The 16,115-nt window shown below is 63.4% G+C and carries 23 protein-coding genes; all 23 read right to left on the reverse strand.

Annotation, left to right across the window (positions count from 1 at the left end):
* Positions 1–36 precede the first annotated feature (36 nt).
* Entirely contained in the window at positions 37–504 is a 468-nt protein-coding gene (gene tatB / locus AC07NT_RS13240) for a Sec-independent protein translocase protein TatB (protein WP_498598581.1), read from the reverse strand.
* A 22-nt stretch (positions 505–526) separates the two neighbouring features.
* The gene (tatA, locus tag AC07NT_RS13245; RefSeq protein ID WP_498598580.1) at positions 527–778 is read right to left on the reverse strand and encodes a Sec-independent protein translocase subunit TatA; all 252 of its coding nucleotides are present in this window, start codon (positions 776–778) and stop codon (positions 527–529) included.
* A 65-nt stretch (positions 779–843) separates the two neighbouring features.
* A complete protein-coding gene (locus AC07NT_RS13250) occupies positions 844–1,215 on the reverse strand; it encodes a histidine triad nucleotide-binding protein (RefSeq protein WP_498598579.1) in 372 nt (123 codons plus the stop codon).
* Positions 1,216–1,280: 65 nt separating this feature from the next.
* A complete protein-coding gene (locus AC07NT_RS13255; RefSeq protein ID WP_498598578.1) occupies positions 1,281–1,661 on the reverse strand; it encodes a phosphoribosyl-ATP diphosphatase in 381 nt (126 codons plus the stop codon).
* A gap of 5 nt (positions 1,662–1,666) precedes the next feature.
* Positions 1,667–2,092: a phosphoribosyl-AMP cyclohydrolase gene (hisI, locus tag AC07NT_RS13260; RefSeq protein WP_498598577.1), complete on the reverse strand. Its 426-nt coding sequence runs from the start codon at positions 2,090–2,092 to the stop codon at positions 1,667–1,669.
* Positions 2,076–2,867 (reverse strand): imidazole glycerol phosphate synthase subunit HisF, encoded by a 792-nt coding sequence (hisF, locus tag AC07NT_RS13265; protein ID WP_498598576.1) that lies wholly within the window; start codon positions 2,865–2,867, stop codon positions 2,076–2,078. Before hisF ends, hisI begins: the two co-directional genes overlap by 17 nt.
* Positions 2,868–2,883: 16 nt before the next feature.
* On the reverse strand, positions 2,884–3,723 hold the full coding sequence (locus tag AC07NT_RS13270; RefSeq protein ID WP_498598575.1) for a D-hexose-6-phosphate mutarotase: 840 nt from the start codon (positions 3,721–3,723) through the stop codon (positions 2,884–2,886).
* The gene (gene hisA, locus AC07NT_RS13275; RefSeq protein ID WP_498598574.1) at positions 3,716–4,456 is read right to left on the reverse strand and encodes a 1-(5-phosphoribosyl)-5-[(5-phosphoribosylamino)methylideneamino]imidazole-4-carboxamide isomerase; all 741 of its coding nucleotides are present in this window, start codon (positions 4,454–4,456) and stop codon (positions 3,716–3,718) included. Before hisA ends, AC07NT_RS13270 begins: the two co-directional genes overlap by 8 nt.
* Before the next feature lie 55 nt (positions 4,457–4,511).
* Entirely contained in the window at positions 4,512–5,186 is a 675-nt protein-coding gene (gene hisH / locus AC07NT_RS13280) for an imidazole glycerol phosphate synthase subunit HisH (protein ID WP_498598573.1), read from the reverse strand.
* A gap of 7 nt (positions 5,187–5,193) precedes the next feature.
* Positions 5,194–5,790 (reverse strand): imidazoleglycerol-phosphate dehydratase HisB, encoded by a 597-nt coding sequence (hisB, locus tag AC07NT_RS13285; protein WP_498598572.1) that lies wholly within the window; start codon positions 5,788–5,790, stop codon positions 5,194–5,196.
* Positions 5,787–6,884: a histidinol-phosphate transaminase gene (gene hisC, locus AC07NT_RS13290; RefSeq protein WP_498598571.1), complete on the reverse strand. Its 1,098-nt coding sequence runs from the start codon at positions 6,882–6,884 to the stop codon at positions 5,787–5,789. The genes hisB and hisC overlap by 4 nt, the downstream gene beginning before the upstream one ends.
* Positions 6,881–8,209 carry a histidinol dehydrogenase gene (gene hisD / locus AC07NT_RS13295; protein ID WP_498598570.1) on the reverse strand — a complete coding sequence of 443 codons (1,329 nt, stop codon included), beginning with the start codon at positions 8,207–8,209 and terminating at the stop codon, positions 6,881–6,883. Before hisD ends, hisC begins: the two co-directional genes overlap by 4 nt.
* Before the next feature lie 58 nt (positions 8,210–8,267).
* Complete coding sequence (gene hisG / locus AC07NT_RS13300) at positions 8,268–8,933, reverse strand: ATP phosphoribosyltransferase (protein WP_498598569.1); 666 nt, start codon at positions 8,931–8,933, stop codon at positions 8,268–8,270.
* Positions 8,934–8,960: 27 nt separating this feature from the next.
* The gene (gene murA / locus AC07NT_RS13305) at positions 8,961–10,226 is read right to left on the reverse strand and encodes a UDP-N-acetylglucosamine 1-carboxyvinyltransferase (protein WP_498598568.1); all 1,266 of its coding nucleotides are present in this window, start codon (positions 10,224–10,226) and stop codon (positions 8,961–8,963) included.
* Positions 10,227–10,232: 6 nt separating this feature from the next.
* The gene (locus AC07NT_RS13310; protein WP_498598567.1) at positions 10,233–10,475 is read right to left on the reverse strand and encodes a BolA family protein; all 243 of its coding nucleotides are present in this window, start codon (positions 10,473–10,475) and stop codon (positions 10,233–10,235) included.
* A gap of 13 nt (positions 10,476–10,488) precedes the next feature.
* Complete coding sequence (locus AC07NT_RS13315) at positions 10,489–11,244, reverse strand: ABC transporter permease (protein WP_498598566.1); 756 nt, start codon at positions 11,242–11,244, stop codon at positions 10,489–10,491.
* Positions 11,241–12,179, reverse strand: coding sequence for an ABC transporter ATP-binding protein (locus tag AC07NT_RS13320; RefSeq protein ID WP_498598565.1), 939 nt, complete (start codon positions 12,177–12,179; stop codon positions 11,241–11,243). Before AC07NT_RS13320 ends, AC07NT_RS13315 begins: the two co-directional genes overlap by 4 nt.
* A 40-nt stretch (positions 12,180–12,219) precedes the next feature.
* A complete protein-coding gene (locus tag AC07NT_RS13325) occupies positions 12,220–12,492 on the reverse strand; it encodes an STAS domain-containing protein (RefSeq protein ID WP_498598564.1) in 273 nt (90 codons plus the stop codon).
* A gap of 2 nt (positions 12,493–12,494) precedes the next feature.
* Positions 12,495–13,151: an MlaC/ttg2D family ABC transporter substrate-binding protein gene (locus AC07NT_RS13330; RefSeq protein ID WP_498598563.1), complete on the reverse strand. Its 657-nt coding sequence runs from the start codon at positions 13,149–13,151 to the stop codon at positions 12,495–12,497.
* Positions 13,152–13,242: 91 nt separating this feature from the next.
* Positions 13,243–14,016 (reverse strand): MlaA family lipoprotein, encoded by a 774-nt coding sequence (locus tag AC07NT_RS13335; protein ID WP_498598562.1) that lies wholly within the window; start codon positions 14,014–14,016, stop codon positions 13,243–13,245.
* A gap of 2 nt (positions 14,017–14,018) precedes the next feature.
* Positions 14,019–14,501 (reverse strand): outer membrane lipid asymmetry maintenance protein MlaD, encoded by a 483-nt coding sequence (gene mlaD, locus AC07NT_RS13340; RefSeq protein WP_498598561.1) that lies wholly within the window; start codon positions 14,499–14,501, stop codon positions 14,019–14,021.
* A gap of 10 nt (positions 14,502–14,511) precedes the next feature.
* Positions 14,512–15,294, reverse strand: coding sequence for a lipid asymmetry maintenance ABC transporter permease subunit MlaE (gene mlaE, locus AC07NT_RS13345; RefSeq protein ID WP_498598560.1), 783 nt, complete (start codon positions 15,292–15,294; stop codon positions 14,512–14,514).
* Entirely contained in the window at positions 15,291–16,106 is an 816-nt protein-coding gene (locus AC07NT_RS13350) for an ABC transporter ATP-binding protein (protein ID WP_498598559.1), read from the reverse strand. The genes mlaE and AC07NT_RS13350 overlap by 4 nt, the downstream gene beginning before the upstream one ends.
* Positions 16,107–16,115 lie beyond the last annotated feature (9 nt).

The following is a 16,115-nucleotide window of genomic DNA, read 5'->3' on the forward strand; positions in this document are numbered from 1 at the left end:
CACACCCAGCTTGCATGCTGGGCGAGCCGGCGTGGCTCAGTTCAGTTTCTGGGGCCGGTAACGGGCCACCCGGGCTGCACCGGACAGTGCCTTGGTGCGCACACCCTGGCGTGCCTTGTACCAACTGGGCGTGGCCCCGCGTTTGAGGCGCCAGTTCTTGCCAGGGTGCTTGTACTCCGGCACTGTTTGCAGACTGCTGGAGAGATCCGTCGCGTTGTCCAGCCCAGAAGTGGCCGAGTTCCAGTCCCGCTCGAAATCCGAGGTGGTGGTCTGGATCGAGTTCTCAACCTCCTGGGCCGCACCTTCGACGGTGCTTTTCATCTTCTTGAGCTCTTCGAGCTCCATCGAACGGTTGACCTCGGCCTTCACATCGGACACATAACGCTGGGCCTTGCCCAACAAGGTACCGATGGTGCGCGCTACGCGTGGCAGCTTTTCCGGCCCGATGACGATCAACGCCACCGCGCCGATGAGCGCCATCTTGGAAAGACCGAGATCGATCATGCCTGGGAGCTACGCGGGACGGTCAAGACTTGGGCTTGGCTTCGACGTCGATGGTGTTCTTGTCAGCCGAGGCCGCTGCCGTGCTGGCCACCTGCTGGGGGGCGGGGGCGGCAGCGGGCTTGTCTTCGGTCGAGGAACCATCCTTCATACCGTCCTTGAAACCCTTGACGGCGCTACCCAGGTCGCTACCCAGGTTCTTGAGCTTCTTGGTGCCGAACACCATGACCACGATCAGCAGCACGATCAGCCAGTGCCAGATGGAAAAGGAACCCATATATCTCTCCTAAGGAATGATCAATTTTAATCGCCGCAAGGGCGGCTCGGACGAAACGGGAAAAATCAACCCTTCAACCAGGGGCGGGGGCCGCCAATCACGTGGAAGTGCAGGTGGTGCACCTCCTGGCCTCCGTCTGCACCGGTGTTGCAAACGATGCGGAAGCCCCCCTCGGGGTAGGGGCGGCAACCTTCCTGCGCGGCCAGCTTGGGGGCCAACGCCATCATGCGCCCCAGCAGGTCGGCATGCTCAGGCCCGACCTGGGCCATGGACGGAATGTGCAGCTTGGGGATCAGCAGGAAATGCACAGGGGCCCACGGGTTGATATCGTGAAAAGCGAAGATGTCCTGGTCCTCGTAGACCTTCTTGGCAGGGATCTTGCCGGACACCAGCTTGCAGAAAATGCAGTCTGGATCACTGTGCTTGACGTCGCTCATGCGGAAAACTCCATGGATATGGCAAGGGATCTAGCAATTTGGGGGCCAGCCGCAGACGTTCTCGTCTACTGCGCCCCGCCCTCCCGGGCCAGCGCCTTGCGCAGGGCCTTTTCCTCGATACCGCTGGTGCCTTCGCGGCGCTCCAGTTCGGCGATCACGTCGGCCGGCGTCAGGCCGTAATGGGCCAGGGCGATCATGGTATGGAACCAGAGGTCGGCCACTTCGTTGACGATTTTGCCGCGCTCGCCACCGTGGTCGGCGTCCTTGGCGGCCATCACAACCTCGGTCGCCTCCTCACCCACTTTCTTGAGAAAGGCGTCCGGTCCCTTGTGCAGCAACCGGGCCACATAGCTTTTCTCGGGGTCGCCGCCGCGCGCGGGCAGGCGGCTCTCGATCACGGTCGCCAGACGGGCCAGGGCGTCAACAGAATTCTTGGGCTCGACCATGGTCTTCACTTGTAGATGGTTTCGGGGTCCTTGAGGACCGGATCGACGGCGCGCCAGGCGCCGTCTTTGTAAACGCTGAAGAAGCAGCTGTGGCGGCCGGTGTGGCAGGCAATACCCGGCTCGTGCCCAAGCTGGGTCACCTTGAGCAGGATGACGTCATTGTCGCAATCCAGACGGATCTCGTGCACGGTCTGCACATGGCCGGATTCCTCGCCCTTGAACCAGAGCTTGCCGCGCGAGCGACTGTAGTAGACGGCACGGCCGAGTTCGGCCGTTTTCTGCAGGGCCTCGCGGTTCATCCAGGCGAACATCAGCACATCGTTGCTGCCCTGTTCCTGGGCGATCGCCGGCACCAAGCCTTGCTCATCCCATTTCACTTCGTCGAGCCAGTTCATGGTGTGATTGTCTCGCGATTCAGGCTGCGGCTTCAATGCGCACTGGGATACCAGCCCGAGCCATGCGGTCCTTGGCCTGGGCAATGGTGTATTCGCCGTAGTGGAAGATGCTGGCGGCCAGCACGGCGTCGGCCCCGCCCTGCCGGACGCCTTCGACCAGATGATCCAGATTGCCAACGCCGCCGGAAGCAATGACCGGCACACTCACCGCTTCGCTGACCGCACGTGTGAGCGCCAGGTCGAAACCGGACTTGGTGCCATCACGGTCCATGCTGGTCAGCAGGATCTCGCCAGCGCCGTGTTCGGCCATCCGGCGCGCCCAGGCCACGGCGTCCAGCCCCGTGTTCTTGCGCCCACCATGGCTGTAGACGTCCCAACCCTCACCACGCGCCAGCAGATCCTCGCCGTAGCGGCGCTTCGCGTCGATCGCCACCACGATGCACTGGGCGCCGTATTTGTGCGAGGCGTCGCGGATGACCTGCGGATTGGCGATGGCCGCCGAATTGAAACTGGTCTTGTCGGCCCCGGCGTTGAGCAGGCGGCGCACGTCTTCCACCGTGCGCACGCCGCCGCCCACCGTCAGCGGGATGAAGACCTGAGAGGCCACGGCCTCGATGATGTGCAGGATCAGGTCGCGCCCATCGCTGGTCGCGGTGATGTCCAGAAAAGTAAGTTCGTCGGCACCCTGCTCGTTGTAGCGTGCAGCGATTTCCACCGGGTCACCGGCATCGCGCAATTCGACGAAATTGACGCCCTTGACGACGCGTCCGCCCGTCACGTCCAGGCAGGGAATGATACGTTTGGCCAGCATGCCCGGATTGTAGGTCTCAGCGCAGGCTGAGACGCTGCCAGCCCTGCCACTGCTCACCAGGTGCCACGACCACGGGCGCCATGACCTGGGCCGCTTCCACGCAAAGCATGCGGGCATAGCCCCCGGCCGGCAGATCGGGCAGAACCTTGTCGCGACCGGGATTCCAAACGACAGTCTGGGCCCAATTCGGGCTTTGCGCGATGGCCATGGTATGCGCCGCCTCCCGCAAAAGCAGGGGTTCCGCTGCCGCCTCGTAGACGCGGTCAAACTCGGCGTCGAAACGCAAGGGACTGGTCCCCGTAGCATGGCTATCGGTCACGGAATCCCACTCGGGCTGCCCCTGCAAGCCTTCGAGCCGGGCCTGGGTGATGTGGTCCACAGCGAAATAGGTGTGCAAGGCCCCGGTGAAGGCCAGCGGTTGAACGTCGGTGTTGCGCACAGCCAGGGTCAACTGCAATGCACCTGGGCTCAGCTCCAGCCGCAGGCGGGCCTCGAAGGCCTGCGGCCAGAAAGCGCGTGTCGCAGGGCCATCAGCCAGGCGCAGGACCAGGTGCCCCCGCTGCGCTTCGAGTACCTGCTCCTCCATTTCCCAGGCCAGGTTGCGCACAAAACCGTGCTTGGGCAGGGGGCCACGCATATTGAACTGGGGAAAGCAGACTGGCACGCCACCGCGGATGGCGCTGTGACCGTCAAAGGCGCTGGCCGGGCTCAGGTAGAGCCGCTCGCGGCCTCCGGCCACCCAGGAAACCACATGCGCGCCATGCAGCAACACGCGCAGGCTATCGCCATTGGACAGGGTCAGGGAAACGGAGCGCAGGCCGCGGAACAGCGTCGCGCTGCCGGCTGGATCAGCCATTGAGTTCGTCGGCGCGAATCTGGGCGGCTTCAAAATCCAGGTCGCCCGTGTAGATGGCGCGCCCGCAGATCACGCCCTCCACGCCCTCATCCTCCACCGCGCACAGGGCCTCGATGTCGGCCATATTGCTCAGGCCGCCGGAGGCGATGACCGGGATGGTCAGGGCCTGGGCCAGCTTGACCGTCGCATCGATGTTGATGCCCGAGAGCATGCCGTCGCGGCCGATGTCGGTGTAGATGATGCCTTCCACACCATAGTCCTCGAACTTCTTGCCCAGGTCGATGACTTCGTGGCGGGTCAGCTTGCTCCAGCCATCAGTGGCCACCTTGCCGTCCTTGGCGTCCAGGCCCACGATGATGTGGCCGCCGAAGGCCGTGCAGGCGTCCTGCAGAAAACCGGGGTTCTTGACGGCGGCGGTGCCGATGATGACGTAGCGCAGGCCGGCGTCCAGATAACGCTCAATGGTGTCCAGGTCGCGGATACCACCGCCGAGCTGCACGTCGATTTCGTTGCCGACTTCCTTGAGGATGCTGCGGATGGCCTGCTCGTTCTTGGGATGTCCGGCAAAAGCGCCATTGAGGTCGACCAGGTGCAGACGGCGCGCGCCCTTGCTGACCCATTTGCGCGCCATCACCGCGGGGTCTTCGCCAAAGGTGGTGGACTGGTCCATATCGCCCTGCTTGAGGCGCACGCAGTGGCCGTCTTTCAGATCAATGGCAGGAATGAGAAGCATGGTGCTGGGACAAAGACGAGGACAGAGGCGCGTTCAGGATGAAGCGTGCGAAGAATCAGGGATTCCAGTGGAGGAAGTTGCGATAAAGGGCCAAGCCGTGGGCTGCACTTTTCTCTGGGTGGAATTGTGTCGCAAAAATATTATCGCGTGCAATGGCCGCCGTGAAGTACCCGCCGTAGTCGGCTTCGCCCGCGCTGTGGCGCGCATCCGACGGTCGCGCATAGAAACTGTGCACAAAATAGAAGTAGCTGTCATCCGGCACGCCAGCCCAGACCGGGTGACGGCCCTGCCCAGGATCCATCTGACGGACCCGGTTCCAGCCCATCTGGGGCACCTTGTAACGGCTGCCATCGGGCTGGGTGCGGCCCGCCAGATCGAACTTGATCACGGCTCCGTGGATCAGACCGAGGCCCGGCGTATCGCCCTCGGCGCTGTGGTCCAGCATCATCTGCATGCCCACGCAGACGCCGAACAGGGGTTTGCGGGCGGCAGCGTCCAGCACGGCCTCCTGCATGCCCGAGTCGCGCAGCTCACGCATGCAGTCGGGCATGGCCCCCTGGCCCGGCAGCACCACACGGGCCGCCGCACGCACTTCTTCGGGGCGCGATGTGATCAGCACATGCCAGTCGCTGCCCTGGGCCGCAGCCTGCACAGCCTGCGACACGGAGCGCAGATTGCCCATGCCGTAGTCAACGACGGCAACGGTCTTGGCAGGAAGCGCCGAACTCATAAGAAGACTAGAGCGAGCCCTTGGTCGAGGGGATGACACCCACCGAGCGCAGATCGATCTCCAGCGCGGCGCGCAGGGCGCGGCCGAAGGCCTTGAACACGGTTTCAGCCTGGTGGTGCGCGTTCTCGCCCTTGAGGTTGTCTATGTGCAGGGTGACAAAAGCGTGGTTCACGAAGCCCTGAAAGAACTCATAGGTCAGCTGGGTATCGAAGGCGCCGATCATGCCGCTCTTGAAGGGCACATGCATGTCCAGGCCCGGACGGCCCGAAAAGTCCACAACCACGCGTGACAGGGCCTCGTCCAGCGGCACATAGGCATGGCCATAGCGGCGGATGCCCTTTTTGTCGCCCACGGCCTTGGCCACAGCCTGGCCCAGGGTGATGCCCACGTCTTCCACCGTGTGATGGCCATCGATGTGCAGGTCGCCCTTGGCCTGAATGTCCAGGTCGATCAGGCCGTGCCGCGCAATCTGGTCCAGCATGTGGTCGAAGAAACCGATGCCGGTGGACAGGCGCGAGACACCCGTGCCGTCCAGGTTGACCTTGACGGTGATATGGGTTTCCGCGGTGTTGCGGGACACTTCTGCAGTACGTGGTGTGCTCATAAGGATTCTTTCAGCGCTGCCAGCATCAGCTGGTTTTCCTGCGGGGTGCCCACGGTCAGTCGCAGGCAGTTGGCCAGCAGAGGGTGCAGCTTGGACACATTCTTCACCAGGACCTTGCGCGCCTTCATGCCCTCGAAGGTCTTGGCCGCATCGGGCACACGCAGCAGGATCATGTTGGCGTCGCTGCTCCAGGCTCGCGCCCCGGGCAAAGCCTTCAACGCTTCGAAAATCATAGCACGCTGCGCCTTGATCTCCTGTGCCTGGGCCGCGAACACCTCGGCGTGCTCCAGCGCGAACAGGGCACACTCGTAGTTCAGCACACTGACGTTGTAGGGCGGACGCACCTTGTCGACCTCGGCGATCAGCGCCGCCGGACCCATCATGTAACCCAGCCGCACGCCGGCCAGGCCGAACTTGGAGAGCGTGCGCATCAGCAACACATGGCTGTTGGCCTCCGGCCTGGCACGGATGCGCTCCAGCCAGCTGCGCGCAGCAAAGGGCTGGTACGCCTCGTCCATGACCACCAGGCCACCCTGCTCGCCGACAGCGGCGATGATCTTCTCGATCGCCGAATCGCTCCAGAGGTTGGCCGTGGGGTTGTTCGGGTAGGCAATGTAGGTAATCGTGGGCTTGTGTTTGGCAATGGCGCCCAGCATGGCCGTGACGTCCAACTCAAACTCTGGCGTGAGCGGCACACCGTGAAAGGCCAAGCCTTGCAGCTGGGCGCTCATGGCGTACATCACAAAACCGGGTACCGGCGCCAGGATGGAAGCCCCAGGCACATCGCAGGCCATGGCCAGCAGGGAAATCAACTCATCGGAGCCATTGCCCAGCATCAGGGCGTAGCCCTCAGGCATGCCAGCGTAGCGGGCCAGCGCGGCTCGCAGATCGTCCACGCGGCCATCCGGGTAGCGGTTCAAGGCCAGCTGCCCCAGACGCTGGCCCAGCTCGGCCTGCAAGGCGGACGGCAGGCTGTAGGGGTTCTCCATGGCATCGAGCTTGACCATGCCGGCAGACTCCTGCACGGCATAGGCATGCATGCCCTGGATGTCCTGACGGATCAGGCGCTGCAGCTTGGGATCGAGTGACGTCATTTCTTGCTGTCTTTCAGGCGCATCTCAGCCGCACGCGCATGGGCCTGCAGGCCTTCGCCGTGCGCCAGCACCGAAGCGATCTGCCCCAGGGTCTGGGCACCGGCTTCGCTGACCTCGATCAGGCTCGAGCGCTTCTGGAAGTCGTAAACACCCAAAGGCGAGCTGAAGCGCGCCGTACCGCTGGTGGGCAGCACGTGGTTGGGGCCGGCGCAGTAATCGCCCAGCGACTCGCTGGTATACGCCCCAAGGAAAATCGCACCCGCGTGCTTGAGCAGCGGCTCCCAGCGATGGGGATCGTTGCTGGAAACCTCCAGGTGCTCGGGCGCGATGCGGTTGCTGATGGCACAGGCCTCTTCCATGCTGCGCGTGTGGATCAGGGCACCGCGGCCGTTGAGGGACTTGGCGATGATCTCGGCGCGCGGCATCTGAGGCAGCAGGCGGTCGATCTCGCGCTGCACCGCTTCGATATAAGACGCATCCGGGCAGAGCAAGATGCTCTGCGCCAATTCATCGTGCTCGGCCTGGGAAAACAGGTCCATCGCCACCCAGTCGGCAGGTGTACTGCCATCGGCCAGCACCAGGATCTCGCTGGGGCCAGCGATCATGTCAATGCCAACCTGGCCGAAGACACGGCGCTTGGCGCTGGCCACGTAGGCATTGCCCGGGCCGGTGATCTTGTCCACACCGGGCACGGTGGCCGTGCCATAGGCCAGGGCGGCCACGGCCTGGGCGCCGCCGATGGTGAAGGCACGCGTGACGCCGGCCACATAGGCAGCCGCAAGCACCAGCGGGTTTTTCTCGCCACGCGGGGTGGGCACGACCATGATGATCTCGCCCACGCCGGCCACGTGGGCGGGAATGGCGTTCATCAGCACGGAGGAGGGATAGGCCGCCTTGCCGCCCGGCACATAGATGCCCACGCGGTCCAGCGGTGTGACCTTCTGACCCAGCAGGGTGCCGTCAGCGTCACGGTAGCTCCAGCTCTCGCCGCTGGCACGCTTCTGCGCCTCGTGGTAGCTGCGCACGCGCTGTGCGGCCGACTGCAGGGCTTCACGCTGCGCAGCCGGAAGAGCATCGAAGGCGGCCTTCAGCTCGGCTTGCGTCAGTTCCAGATCCTTCAGGGTCTGGAACTGCACACCATCAAAGCGGGCGGTGTATTCGAGCACGGCGGCGTCACCGCGCTTTTGCACGTCGGCCAGGATCTCGGCCACGCGCTGCTCGATAGCCGCGTCGGTCTCGCCCGACCAGTGCTGGCGCTCCTTGAAACGCTGCTCGAAATCAGTTTGTGCAGTGGACAGGCGCAGGGGCCGGGCGACCAGGCTCACAGATCAACCTCCATGCTACGCATTGCGGTGCGAGCACCTTCGGACGGCCGTGCGGTGCTCATGGCTGCCCCAGCGCCTTGCCGAAGGCGTCGATGATCTTGCGGATGGGCTCGCGCTTGAGCTTGAGCGCGGCCTGGTTGACCACCAGGCGCGAACTGATGTCCATGATGCGCTCGACCTCGACCAGATGATTGGCCTTGAGGGTATTGCCGGTGGACACCAGGTCCACGATGGCGTCGGCCAGGCCGGTCAGCGGCGCGAGCTCCATGCTGCCGTAGAGCTTGATCAGGTCCACGTGCACGCCCTTGGCGGCAAAGAATTCACGGGCAATGGCCACGTACTTGGTGGCCACGCGCAGGCGCGCGCCCTGGCGCACGGCGGCGGCGTAGTCGTAGCCTTCACGCACAGCCACGCTGACGCGGCACTTGGCAATCTGCAGGTCCAGTGGCTGGTACAGGCCCGTGCTGCCGGCCGCACCACCCCACTCCATGCCGTGTTCGATCAGCGTGTCCAGGCCGGTAATACCCAGGTCGGCACCGCCGTACTGCACATAGGTCGGCACATCGGTAGCACGCACCAAGACCACCCGGACCTCGGGCTGGTTGGTGGCCAAAATGAGCTTGCGGGTCTTTTCCGGATCGTCCAGCACCTCGATACCGGCTACCTTGAGCAGCGGCAGGGTCTCGTCGAAGATGCGGCCTTTGGAGAGGGCGAGCGTGATCATGGTGAAGCTTTCAGAGCGTCGATTCTCTCATTTGACGCGCTCGATATCGGCACCGATGGCCGCCAGCTTGGCTTCCATGCGGTCATAACCCCGATCGAGGTGATAAATGCGGTCCACCACGGTCTCGCCTTCGGCCACCAGGCCCGCGATCACCAGACTGGCCGAAGCGCGCAGATCGGTGGCCATGATGGTGGCGCCGGAAAGCTGTTCCACACCTTCGATCACCGCCACCTTGCCATCGATCTGGATCTTCGCGCCCAGGCGCACCAGCTCGTTGACATGCATGTAGCGGTTCTCAAAGATGGTCTCGGTCACCGTGGCCGTGCCCTGAGCGATGCAATTCAGCGCCATGAACTGGGCCTGCATGTCGGTGGGAAAACCCGGGTATTCCGTGGTGCGGAAGCTTTGGGCCTGCAAGCGTCCCTGGGACTGGATGCGGATGCCGTCCGGCAGCGCCGTCACCTTGGCACCGGCGGCCACCAGCTTCTCGATCACTGCGTCCAGATGGTCGGCACGGCCGTGCTTGAGCAGCACATCACCACCCGTGGCCGCCACGGCGCAGAGGAAGGTGCCGGCCTCGATGCGGTCGGCCACCACACGATGTTCGCCGCCATGCAAGGCATCCACACCCTGGATGCGGATGCGGCTGCTGCCATGGCCTTCGATCTTCGCCCCCATCTTGATGAGCATCTCGGCCAGGTCCGGAATCTCGGGCTCCTGCGCGGCATTCTCGAGGATGGTCTCGCCTTCGGCAAGGGTGGCGGCCATCAGCAGGTTTTCGGTGCCGGTCACGGTAACCATGTCCGTCGTGATGCGCGCACCTTGCAGGCGTGTACGGCCCTTGGGCAGCTTGGCCAGGATATAGCCATGCTCGACCTTGATCTCGGCGCCCATGGCCGTCAGGCCCTTGATATGCTGGTCCACCGGACGCGAACCGATGGCGCAGCCGCCAGGCAGAGAGACCGTGGCCTCGCCAAAGCGGGCGAGCAACGGGCCCAGGGCCAGCACCGACGCACGCATGGTCTTGACCAGTTCGTAGGGCGCCTCCGGGCTGCTCAGGGTGGATGCGTCGATGCGCACTGTGCCGTCTTGCCCCTGCTCGACTTTCACGCCCATGTTGCGGATCAGCTTGAGCATGGTGGCCACATCCTGCAGGCGCGGCACGTTGAGCAGGCTCACCGGCTGAGCGGTCAGCAAAGCGGCGCACAGTTCGGGCAATGCCGCGTTCTTGGCGCCGGAAATCGGCACCTCGCCACGCAGTTCGCGCCCGCCGCGTATCAGCAATTTATCCATGGGACTTCACTTGGGTTGCGCCGCCCACTCGGCCGGCGTGTAGGTTTTCATGGACAGGGCATGCACCTCGTCCGTGTGCATCTTCTGACCCAGCGTGGCGTAGACACGCTGGTGGCGCTGGATGGCACGCTTGCCTTCGAACTCTACGGAAACGATGGTGGCATACCAGTGGCGACCATCGCCACTGAGTTCGATGTGCTCGCATTGCAGACCGGCGGCGATCAGGGCTTGGAGTTGTTCTGCTGTCATGGCGTTGTACCGATCAGCTGCGGATCTTGTAGCCGATGCGCAGCAGGTGCACGGCCAGCCCCCCCACCACCAGCAGGGCTGTGCCCACGATGCCCAGGCTCAACCAGGGCGAGACATCGCTCACGCCGAAGAAGCCGTGACGGAAGCCGTCGATCATGTAGAAGAAGGGATTGAGGTGGCTTACTCCCTGCCAGAAAGCCGGCAGGGAATGGATGGAATAGAACACGCCACTGAGGAAAGTCATGGGCATGATGACAAAGTTCTGGAAGGCCGCAAGCTGGTCGAACTTCTCGGCCCACAAACCGGCGATCAGGCCCAGGGTGCCCAGCAGGGCCGCGCCCAGCACGGCAAACACCAGGATCCACAACGGTGCCTGAACACTCAGATCCGTGAACCAGACCGTCACCAGCAGCACACCGGAACCCACCACCAGGCCACGCAATACCGAAGACCCCACGTAGGCCAGGAACCAGGCCCAGTGCGATAGCGGCGTGAGCAGCAGGAAGACCAGGTTGCCCATGATCTTGCTCTGGATCAGCGAGGACGAGCTGTTGGCAAAGGCGTTCTGCAACACGCTCATCATGACCAGGCCGGGAATCAGAAAGGCGGTGTAGGGCACGCTGTCATAGACCTTGACGTGATCCCCCAGCGTATGGCCGAAGATCAGCAGGTAGAGCACGGCCGTGAGCACAGGCGCAGCGATGGTCTGGAAGCTGACCTTCCAGAAGCGCAGCACCTCTTTGTAGAGCAATGTCCGCCAGCCGCTCATGCCGTGGCTCCTGTCTTGCCGGTCTTGCCGCTCATCACCTGAAGAAACACGTCCTCCAGGTCGGCCTTGGTGATCTCGACGTCGTCCACCACCACACCGGACTCGCGCACCGCAGCCAGATAGGTTTCGATCTCCCGCGCATCGTGCGCCGGGAACTGCACGATGCGACCAGTCACGCGCGCCTGAGCGGCCAGAACGGCCGGCAGCTGGCCCTCGATCTTCATGCGCAGCACATGGCTGGAAGCCGATTTCAGCAGCTCGCTGGTGCGCTCCAGCGCCACCACCTTGCCCGCCTTGAGCATGGCGATACGACCACACAGGGCCTCGGCTTCTTCCAGATAGTGGGTGGTCAGCAGCACCGTGTGCCCTTCACGGTTGAGCTTGGCGACAAACTGCCACAGAGTCTGGCGCAGCTCCACGTCCACACCAGCCGTAGGTTCGTCCAGCACGATGACCGGCGGCTTGTGCACCAGGGCCTGGGCCACCAGCACGCGCCGTTTCATGCCGCCGGAAAGTTGGCGCATATTGGCACTGGCCTTGTCGGCCAGGCCCAGGCTTTCCAGCAATTCGTCGATCCAGGCCTCGTTGTTTTTCACACCGAAATAGCCGGACTGGATGCGCAGGGTTTCGCGGACATTGAAAAAGGGGTCGAACACCAGCTCCTGCGGCACCACGCCCAGCAGCTTGCGCGCCTGGGCATAGTCGGCCTGCACGTCGTGGCCCAGCACGGAAACCTTGCCGCCGCTGGCACGGACCAGGCCCGCCAGGATGCTGATGAGGGTGGTCTTGCCTGCGCCATTGGGCCCGAGCAGGCCGAAAAATTCGCCTTCTTCGATGTCCAGGCTGACATCGTCCAGAGCGGCGAAGGTGGCGCCCTTGGGGCCGCGGGCAAGCGGATAGTGCCGGGAGACGGACTGGAAGGAGATAGCGGGCATGGGAACCCGCTATTTTAGGCGGTCGCGAGAGACCTTGGGCTCAGGCGGTTGGCAACAGCAGTTCGGCGACCCCGTAAAGCCGCGCCAGATCGACCAGCCGGGACGAAAGGCTGCGGATTTCGAAGCCCTTGCCAAGCGCCGCGCTGGCACGGCGGAACTCCAGCAACACCGCGAGGGCCGAGGAATCGAAACGTTTGAGGGAGGCGGCGTCCACAACCACGTCAGGGCCGGTCTGCGAGGGCAGGCCCTGCACCAGCATGCGCAGGCAGGCCGAGGCCTGCTTGTGGGTCAGTTCAGAGGGCAGGACCAGCATGTTCAGGCCTTCTTGGCGTTGGCCTTGTTCCGCTCGACCAGCGAGGCGATCAGACCGTCAATGCCCTTGGTGTTGACTTCCTGGGCAAACTGGCTGCGGTAAGTCTCCACCAGCCAGACGCCCATCACATTCAGGTTGTAGATCTTCCAGCCCTTACCCTCGCCCGGTGTTTTCTCCAGGCGGTAGTCAAGCTGCACCGGCTCCGGGTTGCCCTTGCCCCTGACTTCCGTGCGCACCACGACTTCCTTGTCCTCTGGCGCGGCACGCATGGGCTTGAGTGACACGCTCATGTCGTTGACCTGCGACAACGCGCCGGCATAGGTGCGCACCAGCAGGATCTTGTACTCGTCCTGCAGGCGCTTCCTCTGCTCGGGTGTGGCCTGACGCCAGCCTGGGCCGACCGAGGCGGCCGTCATGCGCTGGAAGTTCACATTGGGCATGATCTTGGTGTCGACCAGGGCAATCAGGCGCGAGATGTCGCCGCTCTTGATCGCCGCATCGGCCTTGATGCTGTCGAGCACCTCGGTCGACAGCTTCTGGATCATGACATCGGCGTCCTCGTCGGCGGCCCAGGCGGGCGCCAGCGCCAGCGCCTGCGCCAGCAACAGCAGCGTGCCAGCACAGGCGGCCAGCAGGCGATGGGAAATTCGTCTTTGCATGGTGTAACTCTCCAGAACTCAGATGATGCGCCGGCTGCATGCCGACCCACCTTTAACGTCCGCCAGCCCGAGCAAGCCGACAGGCAAGTACTCACTTGGCCGCTTCATCCTTGTCAGGCTCGATATCTTCCACCATCGGCTCTTCCGGCGGGTTCCCGTCATACACGAGATTGCGCCGATGCTGCAGGTAGACATCGCGCAGCAAAGTATATTTGTCCAGCGCCGCCCCTTCAAGCAGGCCTTCCTGCTTGAGCAGGCGTGCCCGCTGATGCACCGCCCGCAACCCGACCAGCGTGTTTCGCACGGGGATATCGTCGACCTGAAGCACGAGGTCGCCGCGCCAGTCTGCGGGCAGGGCGGCTGTGTCGCGCAAGGTGGAAGGCCCGAGCACCGGCAACATCACATAAGGTCCGGCTCCCACACCCCAGTATCCCAGGGTCTGTCCAAAATCCTCGTTGTAGCGCGGGATCTGCATTTCGCTGGCCACATCCAGCACACCCGCCAACCCGAAAAAAGTATTGACCCAGAAACGCGTGAAGCTTTCACCCGCCGCCTGCCCCTTGAGCTGCAACATGCTGTTGACCGTGGTCCAGGCATCTTCGAGGTTGGCGAAGAAATTGCCTATGCCCTTGCGCAGTAGTTCCGGCGTGGACTCCTGGTACACCGTGGCCACCGGCTTAAGCAGGTTGCGGTCCAACGCATCGTTGAATTTGTAGACCCCCCGGTTCCAGGGTTCGAGCGGATCAGCGGGGTTGGCCTGCGGACCCGTGGCGCAGCCGGTCAGCAACAAGCCCAACGCCAGGGCCAGCAGGCGCAGGAGCCAGGACTGCAGAACCGGTCGGTCCAGGCGCAAACGATCCGCCAAGGTCATTTCTTGGCCGCGTTCGACCCAGCACCTTCAGCCGACTTGTTATAGATGAACTGGCCGATCAGGTTTTCCAGTACCACAGCGGACTGGGTTGAGGTGATGACATCCCCGTTGCCCAGATTCTTGTCCTGCGCACCGGCCTCGATGCCGACATACTGCTCGCCCAGGAGACCGCTGGTCAGGATCTTGAGAGAGCTGTCCTGGGGAAACTTGTAGCGGGTCTCCAGTGCAAGCATCACGCGGGCCTGGAAGGTCTTGTCATCGAAGGTGATGGACTCGACGCGGCCGATCACGACGCCGCTGCTACGCACCGCCGACTTAGGCTTGAGACCACCGATGTTGTCGAAGCGGGCTTCAACGCGGTAGGTTGACTGGAAGCTCAGATTGAGCAGATTGGCCGCCTGCAGCGCCATGAACAGAATGGCCACGCCACCTATCAGCACGAACAGGCCGACCCACACATCATTTTTTGAGCGTTGCACCACACTCTCCTCAAATGCTAAACATCATGGCGGTCAGGATGAAATCCAGACCCAGAACCGACAGCGAAGCCATCACGACCGTGCGCGTGGTGGCAGACGACACCCCTTCCGGGGTGGGTTGAGCTTCATAACCTTGCAAAAGGGCGATGAAGCTCACCGTGAAACCGAACACGATGCTCTTGACGATGCCGTTGCCAACGTCTTTCCAGACATCCACACCGCCCTGCATCTGGCTCCAGAACGCGCCGCCATCGATGCCTATCATCACAACACCCACCAGCCAGCCACCCATGATGCCGACGGCGCTGAACACCGCTGCCAACAGGGGCATGGTGATCACGCCACCCCAGAAACGCGGCGCCAGGATGCGACGCACCGGATCCACCGCCATCATCTCCATGGCACTGAGCTGCTCGCCGGCCTTCATCAGGCCGATCTCGGCGGTGAGTGAGGTGCCGGCACGCCCGGCAAACAGCAGGGCCGCCACCACAGGGCCGAGCTCGCGTACCAGACTGAGGGCCACCAGCAGGCCCAGGGCCTCGGAGGAACCGTAACGCTGCAGCGTGTAATAACCCTGCAGGCCCAGCACGAAACCCACGAACAAGCCCGAGACCACGATGATGGCCAGGGAAAAGTTGCCCAGAAAATGGATCTGGTCACGCACCAGGCCAAAGCGCTTGAAAGTCGCTCCGGCCAGCCGTACCAGACGCCAGAACAGCTGTGTGGCGTAACCGATGTCTGCCAGCTTGCGGCGCACGGCATAACCTACGTCGGAAGGGCGCCACCAGCTCATGGCAACTCCCCTGAAAAGTCCTGCTCCACGCTGGGGCCGGGGTAATGGAAGTGCACGGGTCCTTCGGCCTGAGCCTGTACGAACTGCTGCACCAGGGGATCGGTGGACTTTTTGACTTCCTCCGGCGTGCCCTGGGCGGCGATACGGCCATTGGCCAGGATCACCACCTGGTCGGCGATCTGGAAAGTCTCTTCCAGATCATGCGAAACGACGATGCTGGTGATGCCCAGGCTGTCATTGAGGCGGCGGATCAGCTGGGCGGCCGTTCCCAGCGAGATCGGGTCCAGGCCGGCAAAGGGCTCGTCGTACATCACCAACTCGGGATCGAGCACGATGGCGCGGGCCAAGGCCACGCGCCGCGCCATGCCGCCGGACACTTCGCTGGGTTTCAGGTCACGGGCACCACGCAGACCCACGGCATTGAGCTTCATAAGCACGACGTCGCGGATCAGGTCTTCGGTCAGGTCGGTATGCTCGCGCAGGGGAAAGGCCACGTTCTCGAACACATTGAGATCAGCAAACAGGGCGCCGAACTGGAACAGCATCCCCATGCGACGCCGCGCCAGGTAAAGTTGCTGCTGGTCCATGCGGGTGACGTCCTCGCCGTCGAACAGCACTTCGCCCTGCTGGGCCCGGTTCTGCCCGCCGATCAGGCGCAAGACCGTGGTCTTGCCCCCGCCGGACGCGCCCATCAAGGCGATGACCTTGCCGCGCGGCACGCTCAGGCTGACGTTGTCGAGAATGACACGGTCGCTGTAGCCAAAAGTGACGTTACGCAACTCGACCAGGGGGGTGTCTGATGATGCAGCCATAAAAATGCA

The sequence above is a fragment of the Hylemonella sp. GW821-FHT10B10 genome (assembly GCF_059415585.1).

Bases quoted from the DNA above. Each gene is read 5' to 3' on its own strand.
- tatB (WP_498598581.1), bottom strand. From the start codon at position 504: ATGATCGATCTCGGTCTTTCCAAGATGGCGCTCATCGGCGCGGTGGCG.
- tatA (WP_498598580.1), bottom strand. From the start codon at position 778: ATGGGTTCCTTTTCCATCTGGCACTGGCTGATCGTGCTGCTGATCGTG.
- AC07NT_RS13250 (WP_498598579.1), bottom strand. From the start codon at position 1,215: ATGAGCGACGTCAAGCACAGTGATCCAGACTGCATTTTCTGCAAGCTG.
- AC07NT_RS13255 (WP_498598578.1), bottom strand. From the start codon at position 1,661: ATGGTCGAGCCCAAGAATTCTGTTGACGCCCTGGCCCGTCTGGCGACC.
- hisF (WP_498598576.1), bottom strand. From the start codon at position 2,867: ATGCTGGCCAAACGTATCATTCCCTGCCTGGACGTGACGGGCGGACGC.
- AC07NT_RS13270 (WP_498598575.1), bottom strand. From the start codon at position 3,723: ATGGCTGATCCAGCCGGCAGCGCGACGCTGTTCCGCGGCCTGCGCTCC.
- hisA (WP_498598574.1), bottom strand. From the start codon at position 4,456: ATGCTTCTCATTCCTGCCATTGATCTGAAAGACGGCCACTGCGTGCGC.
- hisH (WP_498598573.1), bottom strand. From the start codon at position 5,186: ATGAGTTCGGCGCTTCCTGCCAAGACCGTTGCCGTCGTTGACTACGGC.
- hisB (WP_498598572.1), bottom strand. From the start codon at position 5,790: ATGAGCACACCACGTACTGCAGAAGTGTCCCGCAACACCGCGGAAACC.
- hisC (WP_498598571.1), bottom strand. From the start codon at position 6,884: ATGACGTCACTCGATCCCAAGCTGCAGCGCCTGATCCGTCAGGACATC.
- hisG (WP_498598569.1), bottom strand. From the start codon at position 8,933: ATGATCACGCTCGCCCTCTCCAAAGGCCGCATCTTCGACGAGACCCTG.
- murA (WP_498598568.1), bottom strand. From the start codon at position 10,226: ATGGATAAATTGCTGATACGCGGCGGGCGCGAACTGCGTGGCGAGGTG.
- AC07NT_RS13310 (WP_498598567.1), bottom strand. From the start codon at position 10,475: ATGACAGCAGAACAACTCCAAGCCCTGATCGCCGCCGGTCTGCAATGC.
- AC07NT_RS13315 (WP_498598566.1), bottom strand. From the start codon at position 11,244: ATGAGCGGCTGGCGGACATTGCTCTACAAAGAGGTGCTGCGCTTCTGG.
- AC07NT_RS13320 (WP_498598565.1), bottom strand. From the start codon at position 12,179: ATGCCCGCTATCTCCTTCCAGTCCGTCTCCCGGCACTATCCGCTTGCC.
- AC07NT_RS13325 (WP_498598564.1), bottom strand. From the start codon at position 12,492: ATGCTGGTCCTGCCCTCTGAACTGACCCACAAGCAGGCCTCGGCCTGC.
- AC07NT_RS13330 (WP_498598563.1), bottom strand. From the start codon at position 13,151: ATGCAAAGACGAATTTCCCATCGCCTGCTGGCCGCCTGTGCTGGCACG.
- mlaE (WP_498598560.1), bottom strand. From the start codon at position 15,294: ATGAGCTGGTGGCGCCCTTCCGACGTAGGTTATGCCGTGCGCCGCAAG.
- AC07NT_RS13350 (WP_498598559.1), bottom strand. From the start codon at position 16,106: ATGGCTGCATCATCAGACACCCCCCTGGTCGAGTTGCGTAACGTCACT.